Source organism: Rathayibacter sp. VKM Ac-2760 (assembly GCF_009834185.1).
Lineage (GTDB): Bacteria > Actinomycetota > Actinomycetes > Actinomycetales > Microbacteriaceae > Rathayibacter.
On the sequence record NZ_CP047173.1, the window covers coordinates 785,193 to 800,505 of the forward strand.

Genomic DNA, 15,313 nt, shown 5'->3' on the forward strand with positions numbered 1-15,313 from the left:
CCATCGCGGCGTGCCCGAGAGGCCAGGGAGCGGTCTGCAACACCGCTGACGCGGGTTCGAATCCCGCCGTCGCGTCGATGGTGAATTCGGCGGGGCCTACGCCCTCGGGCGCGCCGCCTCGAACGCCGCGATCACGTCTTTCGGAAGCCGCCCGCGAACGCCGACGTCGTGGCCGTTCGCCAGCGCCCAGCTGCGGATCTCAGAGGGGGACGCCGTTGAGCGTGCCTCGGACGGCAGGGCGACGATCGCTTCGGAAGGCAGAGCGCGCGGCGCAGAAGGCGTCGAGCGGATCTCCGGCTCGGCGGACGAGCGGGCCGGCTGGAGGTGCTCGAGGAGGATCTCGAAGGTGTCCGGGTGGACGATTCGAGTTCCGTACTCGAGGGCGCGCTCGTGCTTGCCGCCCGAGAAGGATCCGTCTGCCACGAGAACCGCGGTCAGGCGTGAGACGTTGCCCAGCACCCGGACCCCGAGCTTCTCGGCGCGGCGTTCGAGTTTCTCGCGCTGACGCTCGTCGCAACCGGTGAAGGCGACGCGGTCCCCGACATGCAGGGGAGCGCCGTGCGCCCAGATCCGAGGCAGCGGCCCGAGTCGGGCACTCAGCCGGGTGATCCGCGCGGCGTCTGCGCGCTCGATCAGGGTCTTGACCGAGTTCGCTGGGACGGACAGCAGGGCGGCGAGGGCCAGGAGCTGCTGCCGTTCCGACTGCGACACCCGGCCGTCGTCGAGTGCCCGGTGCGCGAGCGCCTGCAGGAACGCCGTGTGGGCGGAGGCGACGTCCGCCGCGGAGAGGCCGAACGTCTGGGTCAGCTCATCGAGGGCGGAAGCCTCCGACACCGAGAGGTCGCCGTCGGTGAGGCAGTCGAGCAGCAGCTCGAGGTAGGCGATCGTTCCGACCGGCGCGCCCTCGTCGATGAGCTCGAGAAGGCCGACATTCGTCAGCTGCTGCACGAGGGGCTGCTGCTCAGGGCGCTTCGGCGTCATGCGGACGGGAGCGCTCGTCCGTGCTCCGGCGGTGCGGCGCCGCGAGACGGCGGCTCGGGACGGCGCGCTCGGCCAGTGCGGAGTGCGCGGAAGTGCGGCCAGTGTCGGATGCGGGCGACGACGGTCGGCGGTGAGGTAGCTGCGGAGCAGCGCTGCCGTGGCGCGTGCGTCGCCGAGGGCCGAGTGGGCGTCGACCAGCTCGACGCCGGCACCCCAGCAGCAGTCGGCGAGACGTCGGCGCTGAAGGTCCGGGAGGTAGTGGTGACTTCCGTCCATGGTGCAGAAGGTCGACAGCCTGGGGACCGCCCATCCTGCCGCCTGGAACTCCTCGTGGAGGAAGGCCGTGTCGAACTTCGCGTTGTGAGCGACGATCGTGACTCCGCCGAGTGCGGCGGCGATGGTCGTGGCGAGGTCGCGGAACAGCGGGGCGCCGGCGACGTCCGACGCCCGGATGCCGTGGATGTGGGTGGCGCCGACCGGGCCTTCAGGATCGAAGCGGGACACCCACTCGTCGACCACGACTCCCGCCGCATCGGTGCGGACGATCGCCAGTTCGAGGATGCGGTCCTGCCGTGGGGACAGGCCCGTCGTCTCGACGTCGATGACGGCGAAGGTGGGAACCCCTGCGCCGCTCGTTCCCGCCGGCTTCTCGGGCGTCGGCCCTGTCTCCAGCAGGCTCAGAAGCCACTTCACGATCCCCACGGATGTCCCCCTCGCCGAGTGCAGGTCTTCATGCTGGCAGACAGCGACGCGCGTCCTGGAGAAGGACGAGTACTTTCACTAGGAGCGACCCTAGGACCGGTCCTTCAGAGATTCTTGGATGTTCGGGTGTACTTGGATGCGCGGTACTCGGCGACCGCCGCTTTGCTCGAGCGGTACCGTCCGTCGCTACCGATGATCGCCTCCAGCCTCCCTCGAGCGGCGGCCTGCCGCAGCGCAAGGAGGCTGAACTCCTCGTCCGCGAGCGCTTCCAATGGGACGTACTTCGCCGGTCCCGCGATATTGGGAATCAGGCGGTGCAGATTGTCGATGACGGATCGGCTGATGACTTCCGCGAGGGGACCGTCGTCTCCCTCGTCGGAGCGCTGCAATGCCCGGAGGTACTTCACCCTTTGTTCTTTCAGGATGATGGCCGGCGGCCAGCCCAGCCGGATCAACAGCAGGTTCAACAGGAGACGTCCGCTTCTGCCGTTTCCATCGATGAAGGGGTGGATCGCCTCGAATTCACGATGCAGCTTGGCGAGCTCTTCCGGAACCTGACCGACGGAGAGCTCGCCCGCGTCGAGACGGCGGCGCATCGAGTTGGCACGGTCCACCCATGCGCTGACTTCTGCAGGAACGAGCGTGAAGGTTGGTGGCTTCATCCCGCCGATAAAAGAGTGGATCTCGTGTCGACGCCAGTTCCCCGGCGCTTCAGAGTCCTGGGCGTCGGGGTGAGGAGCGACGTCCCAGGCCTTCGCCATCATGACGGCGTGAATACGGCGGACCTCGGTGACGACGACGAGGCTGTCGTGTCCCCAAGATGTCGGTTCCATCGCCTGCTGGTACACCCAGCGCGCTGCCTCCGCGTAGCCCAGCACCTCCATGTAATCCTTGAGCTCTTTCGAGCCCACCGCGCGGCCCTGCTCGAGCAGCTGCTCTACTTCCCGCAGAACAAGAGTGTTGCCCTCGATGGCGGTCGAGTGGTGCGCTTCGAGATGCCAGAGGTCATCCCACAGCTTCTTCGCCTCATGAGGCTTGGGCAGTCCTCCATAGTTGGCGAGTTCGTCGATCGCTGTAGCGAAGCGCCGGAAGACGGCGTCCCGGCTGGGACGCCCACGCCCAGGACGGGCGCCTGCTGAATTTGTCACAGCTCGACCTCGCTTAAAAATCAACGACAAATTAGCAGTCACCGCCGCTGATGGTGGCGTACGTCGCGTTACGTCCTACTCCGGGGTCGCGATGCAGACGGCCGAGGCGAAGGCGCCGGTGCTGGTCTCCTCGGCGAGGACCTCGCCGTCGAGGGTGATGCGGCAGGTGATGTCGCCCTCGTCGTCGGCGCCGTTCGTCGCGGTGACGGAGAACGCCTGGAAGGCGGTGCTGTCGACCTGGAGCTCCTTCGTGAACGGGAGGGGCTGGGCGGCGACCTGCTCGACACCGGAGTTCGCGCCGTCGAGGGTGGAGTAGAAGATCGACGCGTCCGTGCCGGCGCCGGTGACCTCGTAGACGAGGGCCTGAGGAGTGCCGGACGTCGCCGAGGCCTGCGCCGTCGCGATGGCGTTCGAGATGCCGCTCGCGAAGCCGGCGGTGTAGACGATCGCCAGGACGATCGAGAGGACGATCGCCACGGCATTGAGGACGACGCCCGCGATGGCCGTCCCCTTCCTCCGGTTCTTCAGGAACAGCGCGACGACGCCGAGCACGAGTCCCACGAAGGCGACGAAGCCGGAGACGTAGTTCACGATCGGGATCACGGCGCCGACGAGCGCGACGATGCCGATGATCAGCGAGGCGAGGCCGAGGCCGTTGCCGGACTTCGGGGGCTGCGGGCCGGCGCCGGGGGTGGGCTCGGGAGACGCGGCGGGGTTGTAGGCGGTCATGCGGCGAGTATCGCAGGCGCGCGGTTGACCGGCCTATCTCTACATAGGTAGCCTCGGCGCATGACTCCGCTCAGCCGCATGACCCCCGCGACCGCGGACGTCCTCCGCGCGCTCCTCGATGCCGCCGGGCCGACCTGGGGGATGCTCGTCATCAAGGCCACGAGCCGACCGGCGGGCAGCGTGTACCCGATCCTCGAGCGGCTCGAGGGCGCCGGCTGGGTGACGTCGGCGTGGGAGGCGGACAGCGGGCGCAGCGGTCCGCGGCGCCGGCTCTACGAGCTGACGAGCGACGGGGCGGAGGCGGCGCTCGCCGCGGTCGCCCGCTTCGACGCCGTCGCCGCGCGACCCGTCCGCCTCTCCGGAGCGGAGGCCCCCGCGTGATCGACCTGCTGCTGCGTCTCCTGGCCCGGCTCCTCCCGCCGCTCGCCCGCGAGCGCTACCTCGAGGAGTGGCGGGCGGACGTCGCGGGCGCGGGCGAGGCGGGGCTGCGGCGCCGCGACGTCGTGCTCGGCGCGCTCGTGCTCAGCGCCACCCTCGACCGTGCGCTGCCGATGCACTCGGGGGAGCCGCGGTTCCTGCGGCCTCGACGGCTGGCCCGTCGCGGGCTCGGACTGCTGACGGCTGCCGCGGTGATCCTGATCGGCGGGTACCTCACGGGCGGGGGAGTGGTGCCGGAGGGCGTGTCCGCGGGCGTGCTCACGGTGCTGCAGGCGACGGGGCGGACCCTCGTCGGAGTCGCGCTGCTCATCGGTCTGGTCGGAGTCGCGCACATGGCGGGGGCCGCGCGGGCCGCCGAGACCCGGACGGCGCGGGTGTCGCTGCTCGCGGCGATCGCGGGGCCGACGATGGTCGCGGCCGGAGTGCTCGTGCCAGGGGCGCCGTGGTGGCTGCCGCTCCTGGGCTTCCTGGTCTCGAGCGCGGGGCTGGCCACGGGGATCGCGGTGATCGGCGGGACGCGGCCGGTCGCGTGGGAGTACCGCACGGCGTCGCGTCCGCGGCGGGTGCCGGTCGCGCTGAGTGGGGCGGCGCTGGTCGTCGCGGTCGTCGTCGTCGGCGGTGTGGACCTGCTCGTCTGGAACCCGCTCACCAAGGTCCCGGGCACCGAGCTCGCCACGATCTACGCGCTGATGGCCGAGCGCGACGGCTTCTCGCTCACCGGCACGCTCGTCGCCACCGCGATCTGGGCCGTGTTCTGGACGGTCCCCGCGCTGCTCGTGGCGGCGCTCGCGGTGCACCGCATCGGCGACGCGCTCACCCCGCGGCGCCTCGCCGTCGTGATGCTCTCGCTGGTGGGAGCCGCGATCTTCTTCCGCTTCTTCACCGGCTTCGGCATCGGGATGTCGATCGCCGACTCGTTCGCGACCAGCGGCGGCGACGCGTCGCTCGTGTCCGCGGTGCTGCCGTGGGTGGGGCAGCTGTCGTTCGCGGCGGCCGCGATCGCGCTCGGCTGGGCGCCGCGGGCGCGGACCGAGCCGGTCGCTGCGGCCGCCTGAGCGTGCGCGGTCCGCTGACTCGACTTCTGTGGCGATGGTGGATCTCGATACGCCCGCTGTGCGGGCTACTCGATCAGCATGGGGCGGCGCCCGAGTCGGCTGAGCTGCCGCCCGCTTGCTTGCTGGTCGAGTAGCCCCGGAGGGGCGTATCGAGACCCGGCCTCGTCAGCAGGGTGGCCCTGCGGGCGGGTGGATCTCGATACACCCGCTGTGCGGGCTACTCGATCAGCATGGACCGTCGCCCTGGCAGGCCGCGCCGCAGAAGCTCTGTTCGGCCGGGCCTCGCGGAAGCGGGGCCGGCGGAACTCCGCCGACCCCGCCTGCCGTGCGGTAGCCGGCCAGCACCTCCATCAGCAGCGCTGCGTCGGTGACGGTCGTCGTCATCGGGCCCGAGACGTCCTGGCGCGGCGACAGCGGGACGATGCCCGTGACGCTGGTCTGGCGCATGGTCGGCCGGTAGCCGACGAGGCTCTGGTGCGCGCTCGGCCCGACGATCGAGCCGCAGGGGTCGGTGCCGAGACCCGCGGGGGCGTAGCCGGCGGCGACGGCCGCGCCGGTGCCTCCGCTCGAGCCGCTGGCGCTGTTCGCCTGGTTGTAGGGGTTGTTGGTGCGGCCGCGCTCGGAGCTCAGCGTGTAGGTGCCGTGCCAGGCGAACTCGGCCATGTTGGTCTTCGCGAGGATGATCGCGCCGGCACGGCGCCGGCCTGCCGGTGATCCCCGCACAACATCAGCTGAGGAGGGGGTCCCTCCCCCCACAGCGGAGGCCCACCCTTCTCAGCTGATGTTGTGCGCGGCCGCGCTCAGTCCAGGTGCCGGAGGTACCGCTGCGGGTCGCCGAGGAAGCCGCGCCAGGTCCGCACCAGGTCCAGATCGTCGTACTCCGCGCGCCGCAGCCCCCACTCGCCGAGCTCGTAGAGGTCCGCGCCCGGCAGCGCCGCGAGCACCGGCGAGTGCGTCGAGAGGATGACCTGCGAGCCGCCGGCGACGAGGGACCGCAGCTGACCGATCAGCGCGAGGCAGCCCGAGACCGAGAGCGCCGACTCGGGCTCGTCGAGCAGCCACAGCCCGCGGATCCGCGAGCGGTTCACCACGATGTCGAGGAACGACTCCCCGTGGGATCGCTCGTGATAGCCGCTGTCGAGGCCGATGTCCTCGAGGTAGGTGAAGAAGCCGTGCATCGTCTCGGCGCGGAGGAAGAAGCCGCGCTTCGAGGCGCCCGCGCCGCGCACGAGCTGCAGCTGTGCGGCGAGGTCCGACTCCGAGACGCGGGTCGAGTGCATCGCGCCGGTCGAGCCGCCCTCGGCGTTCATCCCGTAGGCGATCGCGATCGCCTCGAGCAGCGTCGACTTGCCGGAGCCGTTCTCGCCGGTGATCACGGAGGCGGCACCGAGGTCCCAGCCCTCGGCGAGCACCTGCCGCACCGGCGGCAGCGTCGCGGGCCAGACGACGTCCCCGAGGGCTGACGTGTGCTTCTGCACCCGGCGCACAGGGAGGGAGGAGAACACCTGCACCTCCTCCGACCGTCGCGACGACCCGGCCAGTCAAGCACCCCGCGGGAGTGCTGTGCCGGCCGGGTCGCGACGGCGCCTACTTCGCGGTGGGGCCGTAGAACGAGGTGATCTCGTCCAGCTCCATCTCGGCGGTGGTCTGGATGAGCTTCAGCAGCTCGGGGTCCAGGCCCGGCGAGAACTCCTCGAAGCGCTCCGGCGCGATCGTCGACGGCACGCCCTCGGGGGCCTGCTCGTTCGCCGAGAGGTCGGTGCCGTCGTTGGAGGGGGAGGCGCCGCGGAAGATCTTGCCCGCCTCGGACGCGCCCTCGAGGTCGAAGGTGAACTGCTTGCTCTGCAGGCCGAGGTCGACCAGCTTCTTCACCTCGGGGAACTTCTCGGCGTTGGTCTTCGGGATCGGCAGGGTCTTCCTCCAGTCGATGCCGAGGGTCTCCAGCGCCTTCGCGTAGCCGTTCTCGTGCGCCTGGTCGCGGACGATCAGGTAGGCGACCGTGGAGCGCGCGGTCTTGTTCTGCGTCATCTCGTAGATGCGGCACTTCTGCAGCCGGCCGGTCGACTCGAGCATGAGGTTGTAGAGCAGGTCGAGCACGAGGTTGCCCGAGTTGTAGACGTAGCTGCCGCTCCACGGGTTGCCGACCGAGTCGACGGGCAGGGCGCCCTGCGCTCCGACGAGGTAGTGGTGGATGTTGCCGGTGTCGAGCGCGATGCTCAGCGGAGTCGCGCCGCCGGCGCCCGGGGTGTCCAGCGGGTCGGTCGGCTTGCCCTGGTAGCGCGGCGAGCCGTCGAGCAGGCGGGAGATGGTGGTGCCGATCAGCTCGACGTGGCCGATCTCCTCCGTGCCGATGCCCTGGATCAGGTCGCGGTACGGCTTCGCGTCGGCGCCGCGGAAGTTCATCGCCTGGAAGAGGTACTGCATCATCGTGCGCATCTCGCCGAACTGCCCGCCGAGGCCCTCCTGCAGCGCGTTCGCGGCGGCCGGATCCGGCTCGTCCTGCTCGATGTCGTTGATGAGTCGTTGCACGTGGAAGTACACCATTGCCTCCAGAAGGATCGTCGGTGCCTCCACCCTCCGCCGCACTCGGGCGGTTTGCCGAGCCCCTTGCCACCGGGGGTGCGCAACGGACACTGCGCGCGCGGGCGGCGCGGGGGCCGGGCCGGAGCGGGGGCCGGGCCGGAGCGGGGCTCGTGCCGGGAGCGGGGCCTGTGGCAGGCTCGGAGGATGACCGAGACCCGTACGGCGCCGCGCCCCGTCGACACCCGGGCGCTCGCGAGCGCGGGCGTCGCGGTGCTCGGTGCCCTGCTCGTCGGCGTTCCGCTGCTGGCGTCGGCGCTCGCCGTCGTCGCGATCGTCCTCGCGCTCGGTGCCCGCGACCGTCTGCGCGCGGACGAGGCGCTCCGCGGTTCCCGGGCGAGCCTCGTCGGGTTCGTCCTCGGGCTCGGGGTGCTCGCGGTGGCGCTCGGTCCGCTGCTGCTGGGGTGGGTGCTCGGGCTGTTCGCCTGAGTCCCGCGCCTACCGCTGCGCGAACGCCTCCCGGTACAGGCTCGTCAGCTCGGGGGAGTCGGCCGCGCTCAGGCCGCAGGTGAGGATCGTGTCGCCGTCGGCCGCGATCAGGTAGTCGATGCCGCGCTCGAAGACGATCGGGGCGCCGTCGACGGCGGACTCCTCCGCCTGGCTGACCTGCACGGAGTCGCCGACGTCGCCCGCGAACCGGTCCAGGACGCGCAGGGTCACGGTGCCGCCGTCGATCGCGGCGACCTCGGCGCGGAAGGCGAGCTGCGACGGTGCGAGGGCCTCGGCGGTGACCGGCGCGCAGAGGTCCATCGGTCCGCCGGTCGCGGGCAGCCGCAGCGCGGAGGCCGAGCCGCCGGTGGTGACGCCGAGGGCGAAGGGGAGCAGGAGCGACGCGGCGGCTCCCACGGCGAGGGCGCCGACCCCGATGATCAGCCAGGGGGAGCGGCGGCGCCGGGCGGGGGCCGGGTCGCCGACGGACTGGCCGGTGCCCGACTCGCCGGTCGCCCGCTCGCGGTGCGCGGCCAGCTCCGCGCGGCCGAGCGGGGCGAGCCCCTCCGCCGGGTCGGTCGAGCGCACCAGTCGGCGCAGCTCCGAGTCCTCGATCGCGGTCATCGTGCTCCTCCTTCTGTCGTCGTCGGGTCCTGCGTCGGGTCCTGCGTCGGATCCTGGGCGGCGCGGCCCTCGTACAGCTCCGCGAAGCGCAGTCGCGCGCGGTGCAGCCGGATCGACGCCGCGTTCGGCGTGATCCCGAGCACCTCGCCGATCTGGCGGGCGTCGAGCTCCTCCCACGACCACAGCCGCAGCAGCTCCGCGTCCGACTCGCGCAGCCGCGAGAGCACGAAGCGCACGGCGTCGTCGGTCGCCGAGGGTCCGTCCGCGTCGCGCACCTCCTGCGGCGGATCGACGACGGCGATGCGGTGGGTGAGCAGGACCTGGCGCCGCTGCATCCGTCGCGCGTTCTGCAGCTGCAGCCGGGCGACGCCGATCGACCAGGCGATCGGGTCGTCCTCGGGCACGTCGGCGAGGCGCCGCCAGAGCACGGAGAGGGTGGCGGCGAGCACGTCGTCGGCGGTGGCCTCGTCGGTGCGGCGCCAGAGGTAGCGGCGGACGGGATCGGCGACCGCGCCGGCGAGCACGGCGAAGCGGTCGGGACCCGCGAGGGGAGCTGGCATGTGCCTCATGCTCCCTCCTGTCCGGCGCGCGCCCGGTTCTTTCACCGGCGCGCCGAACCCGCTCCCGGGCGCGTCACGGGGAGGCGGCGTGCGTGCCGCGCCGGCCGCGCCTCCGGCTCGTGATTCCGGCTCGGGCTCGTCGTTTCGGTGGGCTTTGGCGTGCCGGGGGTGGTTCTGCGTGCCGGAGGTGTGCCGCGGCCGGTTCTGCGGGACGTTCGGCTCGTGATTCGAGCTTCGGCTCGTCGTTTCGGTGGGTTTCCGCGTGCCGGGGGTGTTTCTGCGTGCCGGAGGTGTGTGGCGGGCGGTTCTGCGGGACGTTCGGCTCGTGATTCGAGCTCCGGCTCGTCGTTTCGGTCGGTTTCCACGTGCCGGGGGTGTTTCTGCGTGCCGGAGGTGTGTGGCGGGCGGTTCTGCGGGACCTTCGGCTCGCTATTCGAGCTTCGGCTCGCCGTTTCGGTCGGTTCCCGCGTGCCGGAGGTGTTTCTGCGTGCCGAAGGTGTGTGGCGGCCGGTTCCGCGGACCTTCGGCTCGTGATTCGAGCTCCGGCTCGTTGTTTCGGTGGGTTCCCGCGTGCCGGAGGTGGTTCTGCGTGCCGAAGGTGTGCCGCGGCCGGTTCCGCGGACCTTCGGCTCGTGATTCGAGCTCGGGCTCGTCGTTTCGCCCGGTTCCCGCGTGCCGGAGGTGTTTCTGCGTGCCGAAGGTGTGCCGCGTGCGGTTCGGCGGACGTTCGGCTCGTGGATCGAGCTCCGGCTCGTGATTCGAGCTCGGGCTCGTCGTCTCGCCCGGTTCCCGCGTGCCGGAGGCGTTTCCGCGTGCCGGAGGTGCGCCGTCGTCCGCCCCGCCGCCTCGCTACTCTGAAGCGCCCCCGTCCCCCCTCTTCCGCCGAGGAGCCCCATGCCCATCTGGTCCCTGCACGGCGACGGCCGCACCGTCGCGCCCGGAGCCGTCGTCGGCCCCGCCGAGCGCCTCAACTGGCCCGCGACCGTCGCGATCGGCGTCCAGCACGTCGTCGCGATGTTCGGCGCCACGTTCCTGGTGCCCGTGCTCACCGGCTTCCCCGTCGCGACGACGCTGCTCTTCTCCGGCGTCGGCACGCTGCTGTTCCTGCTGATCACCCGCAACAGGCTGCCCAGCTACCTCGGCTCGAGCTTCGCGTTCATCGCCCCGGTCACCGCGGCGACGGCGGTCGGCGGCACGGGCTCGGCGCTCGCCGGAGTCGTGGCCGTCGGCGTCCTGCTCACGCTCGTGGGCTTCGTGGTCCAGTTCGCCGGCCTCGGCTGGATCGACCGGCTGATGCCCCCGGTCGTCTCCGGCGCGATCGTGGCGCTGATCGGCTTCAACCTCGCCCCGACCGCCTGGTCGAGCTTCCAGCAGGCGCCGGTCACCGCGACGGTCACGCTCGCCGCGATCATCCTCGGCAGCGTCTTCTTCCGCGGCTTCCTCGGCCGCGTCTCGATCTTCGTCGGCGTCGTGATCGGCTACGTCGTCGCGCTGATCCGCAACGAGATCGACTACTCCGCCGTCGCCGACGCCGCCTGGGTCGGCCTGCCGCCGTTCACCTTCCCCGACTTCGCGTCCGGATCCACGTGGTCGGGCATCGCGATGTTCCTGCCCGTCGTCCTCGTGCTCATCGCCGAGAACGTCGGCCACGTCCGCGGCGTCGCGACGATGACCGACTCCTCCGTCAACCAGCACACCGGCCGCGCCCTGATCGCCGACGGCATCGCCACCACCGTCTCCGGCGCGTTCGGCGGCTCGGGCACCACCACCTACGGCGAGAACATCGGCGTGATGGCCGCGACCCGCGTCTACTCGACCGCCGCCTACTGGGTCGCCGGTGTCACCGCCGTGCTGCTCAGCCTCTCGCCCAAGGTCGGAGCCGTCTTCAACTCGATCCCGGCCGGCGTCCTCGGCGGCGCGACCACCGCGCTCTACGGATTGATCGGCGTGATCGGCATCAAGATCTGGATCGACAACCGCGTCGACTTCTCCCGCCCGGTCAACCAGTACACGGCCGCCGTCTCCCTCGTCATCGCGATCGCCGGCTTCTCCTTAAGCTCCGGCGGCTTCGAGCTCGGCGGCATCGTCCTCGGCGCGGCCGCGGCCCTCGTGATCTACCACCTCGGCAACGCCGTCGCCCGCTGGCGCCGCACCGGCGCCGACGACGGCGGCCCGCTGCCCCCCATCGGCCAGCTCGGCGGCGACCCGCAGCACTGACCCGCGCCCGCCTCGATCCGTCACGAACGGTCGTCCTCCGCGCATGCGGACGGCCGTTCGCGCCGGATCACGTGCGCCGGTCGTCCCGATTCGGCACTTTCTGCTGGTTCCGCGGCTTCATACCCGCACAAAGTGTCGAATGGCGCGCCGGATCAGCCGGAGGCGTGCGGCCGGCGGGCTGGTGATCGTGGGTCTCGATACGCCGCTGCGCGGCTACTCGACCAGCATGCTCTGGTGGCCCTGCTGCGTGCGCGTGGGCGCTTCATGTTGATCGAGTAGCCCTCGGAGAGGGCGTATCGAGATCCTCCGTGGCAAGGGCGTGAGCGTGAAGCCACTGCTCTGGCGGGCGTGGGTCTCGATACGCCGCTGCGCGGCTGCTCGACCAGCGTGGGGGCGCGGCTGCGCAGGCGGCAGCGCGCGGGAGGTCAGGCGTCCGCGGCGCGCAGGGCGAGCTTCGCGTACAGGTCCTCGAGGAGGAGGCGCGTGTCCACGTGCGTGTAGACGCGGACGTCCGGGCCGTCGCCGGCGCGGGGGCCGTACTGGCCGTCGGGCGTGATCGACGGGCGGGGGACCCGCGCCGTCCGGCTCGAGGAGGCGTCGGGCTCGAACGCCGAGAGCAGGGCGGTCGCGAGGACGAGCGGGCTGTCGCCGAGGGCGTAGGTCTCGCCGAGGCGGATGCCGTGCGCGGCGCCCATCCGGAAGACGCCGTCGAGCGCGTCGTACAGGTGCCGGCCGAGCTCGCCGGCGGTGCGCATCCGCACGCGCAGCTCGGCGACGGAGGCGAGCGGCTGCCGGTACGCGTCGCGCGGGAACTGCTCGATCGGCAGCGCCGACGCGAACACCTCCGCGGCGGCCGGCACGTCGATCAGCAGGTTGTACTCGATCGGCATCGCGCCGGGCGGAGGGACGGCCAGGCCCGGGTGCTCCGGCCCGCCGATCCAGACCAGCGTCATCCTGGCGGCGATCGACGGGTTGAGGCGCAGGGCCGCGGCGACCTCGGTCAGCCCGGCCCCGGCGCAGAGGTACAGCGGCCGCGGGTCGTCCCGGAGCGCCTCCGCCACGATCGCGTGAGCGGCCTCCGAGACACCGCCCGCCGTGTTCGAGCCCGCCAGCACCGGCACGTCCGAGCGCCCGCAGAGCGCGAGCACCTCGCGCGCCGCCGCGGCCGCGTTGTCGGCGGTCCGGTCGGACGCGTCGAACGGATCGCCCGGCCGCAGCCGCGAGCCGACGACGAGCGCCAGCTCGACCGACTCCGACAGCGCGTGCTGCGCGAGCTGCACCAGCCCGTCCGGATCGCCGGAGTAGTCGTTGTCCGAGATCACCCGCACCCGGGGCGGCACCCCGCCCACGCCCCCGCTCACGAGACCACCCGCGTCAGCCGCACGGCCATGAACTGCCGCGCCGGCAGCTCCACCCGGAAGGACCCGGAGAACACCCCCGGCACCCGCGACACCGTCATCCCCCAGGTGTCGATCACGTCGACGATCCAGGAGTCGGAGGGGTCCCGCACGATCTGCCGGAAGCGCGGCCGGTTGAAGCCGAAGTAGACCAGCTGCACGCCGCCGCCCCCGCCCCAGGGCGCGTCCCAGTCGGAGGGCAGCGGGTCGATCCGCCCGTCCGGCATCTCGGCGGTGAGGCGCCGCAGGAACGCGATGCGCGCCGGGCTGTCGCCGACGAGCTCGCCGCCCTTCGACCACCAGAGCTCCTCGCGGTCGTTGAGGTACGTCTCGCCGTGGCCGACGTAGCCGCCGCGGATCGCGCCCTCCCAGAACCGTCGGACCATCTCCTCGCCGGTGATGTTGCCCCAGCCCTGGTCGATGTCGCCCTCGTAGGCGCACTCGTCGATCACGACGGGCTTGCCCCACTGCTCGCGCCAGGCGTCGGTGTTCTCGGCGGTGCGGTACACGTCGATCCGCTGCACGCTGGCGTGCGTGATCCAGGGCCGGGAGTAGTCGTAGAAGCCGAAGCAGTTGTGGATCGAGAGCAGGTGGCCCACCGGGTCCTCGGCGACGACGAGCGCGGCGAGGCGCTCCCAGTCGTCGACGGTCTTCGACCAGAGCAGGTCGTACTCGTTGGCGAGCGACCACCAGACGTTCGGCGAGGCGGCCAGGCGGCGGACCACGTAGCGGGTGACGAGGTCGTCGGCCGCGCGGCCCATGTCCGAGAAGCCCCAGCGGTCGTAGGCGTGGAAGAGGATCACGTCGGCCTGGATGCCGAGCGCGTCGAGATCGGCGACCCGCTCCTCCAGCCGGCGGAAGAACGCGGGCACGGGCCGGTCGAAGTCCCAGCCGTCGCCGTCGCGCTCGAACGGGTACAGCTCCGGCTCGTTGGTGTTGTACAGGTACGCCTTCGGGAACACGCAGTGCCGGACCTTGGTGAACGGCGCGTCCGCGAGCGTCGCGAGGGTCGCCTCCTGCAGCGCCTCGGTCTGGTGCGTCCAGGCGTAGGCGGTCGTGCCGAGCGGCAGGTGCCGGGTGCCGTCCTCGTGCGCGAAATGGAAGGTGTCGGCGACCCGCACCGGCCCGTGCGCACCGGGCAGGGCGGCCTCCACGGTGACGGAGGCGGTGAGCCCGTCGAGGGAGCGCGCGGTGGAGGCGGTGGTCACGCTCCAGACGCCGGCGGCAGGAGGCAGGAAGCGCACCCGGTACACCCCGTCGCCGTCGTAGAAGCCGCCGGCCCGCACCGTCTCGTCGCCGAGTGAGAACTCCGCCGAGAACTCGACATCCACGAACGGATTGCCGTGCGACGGCCCGTCGACGACGACCTCGGCCGGCGCCCACACGGTGCCGGGAGCGACCGGTCGCACCACGGCGGAGGCGACAGCCACGTCCTCGCCCTCGTAATCGGTGCGCGGCAGCACGGCCACCCGCTCCGGCCGCGGCGCCGCGACCCCGGAGTCGTCGACCGCGTCGAGCGCCGCCCAGAACGAGGCCTCGCGCTCGGGATCCGCCTTGAGCAGCGGATCCATCCCCACGACGAGTCCGACGGGGGCGGAGCGCAGCTGCACCAGCAGCGGCGAGTTGACGACGCCCGGGACGAAGCGGCGCACGACGTCGCCCGCCTCCCCGTGGTCGAGGACGGCGGCCAGGGTCGATTCGCGGGAGAAGCCCACGGTCACACCTCCACGGTCGTCAGGGTCTGCACGGTGCGCCGGAACTCGGCCTGCATGTCGAGGGCGTCGCGCTGGAGCAGCCACTGCACCTGCAGCCCGTCCATGGTCGCGATGACGCGGATCGCGGCGCTGCGCGGGTCCACGCCCGGCACGAGCTGCCCGCGGGTCAGCATGTCGCCGAACGCGCCGGTGAACAGGTCGACGATGAAGCGGTAGCGCTTCGCGAAGTACTCGTGCGCCGGGTGGTCGGCGTGGGTCGCCTCCGCCGAGAGCACGCACTGCAGCTCGACGAGGCCGGGGATCTCGGTGTTGTAGGCGACGAGGTCGATCAGCGCGCGGACGGTGTCGATGCCGGGGACGGCGTCGCCGCTGGGCACGCGGACGATCGAGTGGTCGTCGCGGAGGGTGAGCACCGCGGAGAGCAGCTCCCACTTGTTGGCGAAGTGGTGCAGCACGCCGGCCTGGCTGAGCCCGACCTTCTCGGCGATCTCGCGGAGCGACGCGGCGTGGTAGCCGCTCGAGGAGAAGACCTCCAGGCCCGCAGCCACGATCTCGGCGCGCCGGGCGGCCGTCTTGGCGTACTGCCCGCGCGGTCGCCGCGGGGGAGAGGTGGGGAGTGCCATGAGGTGCCTCCAGGCGCATCGTTGCGAGGGGGCGTCGAGCCTCCGGTGCGAGAAACCTAGCCGCTTGAGGTTTCCGAGTCAAAAACCTGGAGCGGATTCGGCTTTCAGGATCTTC

15 protein-coding genes and 1 tRNA gene are annotated in these 15,313 nt (G+C 71.8%); 5 read left to right on the plus strand and 11 right to left on the minus strand.

Annotated elements, in window-relative coordinates:
• Positions 1 to 4 precede the first annotated feature (4 nt).
• Positions 5 to 75 (plus strand) — tRNA-Cys (locus GSU72_RS03525).
• A gap of 21 nt (positions 76 to 96) precedes the next feature.
• Here GSU72_RS03525 and GSU72_RS03530 read toward each other — a convergent pair.
• From GSU72_RS03530 to GSU72_RS03540, 3 genes are all read right to left on the minus strand, one after another.
• Positions 97 to 1,683 (minus strand): histone-like nucleoid-structuring protein Lsr2, encoded by a 1,587-nt coding sequence (locus GSU72_RS03530; protein ID WP_159983773.1) that lies wholly within the window; start codon positions 1,681 to 1,683, stop codon positions 97 to 99.
• 104 nt (positions 1,684 to 1,787) lie between these two features.
• A complete protein-coding gene (locus GSU72_RS21800; RefSeq protein WP_159983775.1) occupies positions 1,788 to 2,831 on the minus strand; it encodes a Fic family protein in 1,044 nt (347 codons plus the stop codon).
• Positions 2,832 to 2,906: 75 nt separating this feature from the next.
• Positions 2,907 to 3,560 (minus strand): MmpS family transport accessory protein, encoded by a 654-nt coding sequence (locus GSU72_RS03540; protein ID WP_159983777.1) that lies wholly within the window; start codon positions 3,558 to 3,560, stop codon positions 2,907 to 2,909.
• A gap of 60 nt (positions 3,561 to 3,620) precedes the next feature.
• Between GSU72_RS03540 and GSU72_RS03545 the strand changes: the two genes are divergently transcribed.
• Together GSU72_RS03545 and GSU72_RS03550 are read left to right on the plus strand one after the other, a co-directional pair.
• Positions 3,621 to 3,941 (plus strand): helix-turn-helix transcriptional regulator, encoded by a 321-nt coding sequence (locus GSU72_RS03545; RefSeq protein ID WP_159983779.1) that lies wholly within the window; start codon positions 3,621 to 3,623, stop codon positions 3,939 to 3,941.
• Positions 3,938 to 5,053, plus strand: coding sequence for a hypothetical protein (locus tag GSU72_RS03550; protein WP_159983781.1), 1,116 nt, complete (start codon positions 3,938 to 3,940; stop codon positions 5,051 to 5,053). Before GSU72_RS03545 ends, GSU72_RS03550 begins: the two co-directional genes overlap by 4 nt.
• Before the next feature lie 225 nt (positions 5,054 to 5,278).
• On the opposite strand, the gene GSU72_RS03555 is transcribed toward GSU72_RS03550, so the two are convergent.
• The 3 genes from GSU72_RS03555 to GSU72_RS03565 all read right to left on the minus strand — a co-directional run bounded on the left by GSU72_RS03555 (position 5,279) and on the right by GSU72_RS03565 (position 7,594).
• Complete coding sequence (locus GSU72_RS03555; RefSeq protein WP_348272801.1) at positions 5,279 to 5,809, minus strand: amidase family protein; 531 nt, start codon at positions 5,807 to 5,809, stop codon at positions 5,279 to 5,281.
• 44 nt (positions 5,810 to 5,853) lie between these two features.
• Positions 5,854 to 6,564 carry an AAA family ATPase gene (locus GSU72_RS03560; protein ID WP_159983783.1) on the minus strand — a complete coding sequence of 237 codons (711 nt, stop codon included), beginning with the start codon at positions 6,562 to 6,564 and terminating at the stop codon, positions 5,854 to 5,856.
• Between the two features lie 76 nt (positions 6,565 to 6,640).
• Complete coding sequence (locus GSU72_RS03565) at positions 6,641 to 7,594, minus strand: manganese catalase family protein (protein WP_159986616.1); 954 nt, start codon at positions 7,592 to 7,594, stop codon at positions 6,641 to 6,643.
• A 186-nt stretch (positions 7,595 to 7,780) separates the two neighbouring features.
• Here GSU72_RS03565 and GSU72_RS03570 point away from each other — a divergent pair, with 186 nt between their 5' ends.
• A complete protein-coding gene (locus GSU72_RS03570) occupies positions 7,781 to 8,062 on the plus strand; it encodes a hypothetical protein (RefSeq protein WP_159983785.1) in 282 nt (93 codons plus the stop codon).
• Positions 8,063 to 8,071: 9 nt separating this feature from the next.
• Here the strand turns inward: GSU72_RS03570 and GSU72_RS03575 are convergent, their stop codons facing one another.
• Positions 8,072 to 8,686 (minus strand): hypothetical protein, encoded by a 615-nt coding sequence (locus GSU72_RS03575; protein WP_159983787.1) that lies wholly within the window; start codon positions 8,684 to 8,686, stop codon positions 8,072 to 8,074.
• Positions 8,683 to 9,246 carry a sigma-70 family RNA polymerase sigma factor gene (locus GSU72_RS03580; protein WP_159983789.1) on the minus strand — a complete coding sequence of 188 codons (564 nt, stop codon included), beginning with the start codon at positions 9,244 to 9,246 and terminating at the stop codon, positions 8,683 to 8,685. The genes GSU72_RS03575 and GSU72_RS03580 overlap by 4 nt, the downstream gene beginning before the upstream one ends.
• A gap of 894 nt (positions 9,247 to 10,140) precedes the next feature.
• Here GSU72_RS03580 and GSU72_RS03585 point away from each other — a divergent pair.
• Positions 10,141 to 11,463: a solute carrier family 23 protein gene (locus GSU72_RS03585; RefSeq protein ID WP_159983791.1), complete on the plus strand. Its 1,323-nt coding sequence runs from the start codon at positions 10,141 to 10,143 to the stop codon at positions 11,461 to 11,463.
• A 425-nt stretch (positions 11,464 to 11,888) separates the two neighbouring features.
• On the opposite strand, the gene GSU72_RS03590 is transcribed toward GSU72_RS03585, so the two are convergent.
• From GSU72_RS03590 to GSU72_RS03600, 3 genes are read right to left on the minus strand one after another with little or no spacing between them, the layout of a single operon-like run.
• Positions 11,889 to 12,824: a nucleoside hydrolase gene (locus tag GSU72_RS03590; RefSeq protein WP_208545140.1), complete on the minus strand. Its 936-nt coding sequence runs from the start codon at positions 12,822 to 12,824 to the stop codon at positions 11,889 to 11,891.
• Positions 12,821 to 14,575 carry a DUF5605 domain-containing protein gene (locus GSU72_RS03595; RefSeq protein WP_167306091.1) on the minus strand — a complete coding sequence of 585 codons (1,755 nt, stop codon included), beginning with the start codon at positions 14,573 to 14,575 and terminating at the stop codon, positions 12,821 to 12,823. Before GSU72_RS03595 ends, GSU72_RS03590 begins: the two co-directional genes overlap by 4 nt.
• Before the next feature lie 2 nt (positions 14,576 to 14,577).
• A complete protein-coding gene (locus tag GSU72_RS03600) occupies positions 14,578 to 15,198 on the minus strand; it encodes a TetR/AcrR family transcriptional regulator (protein ID WP_159983793.1) in 621 nt (206 codons plus the stop codon).
• Positions 15,199 to 15,313 lie beyond the last annotated feature (115 nt).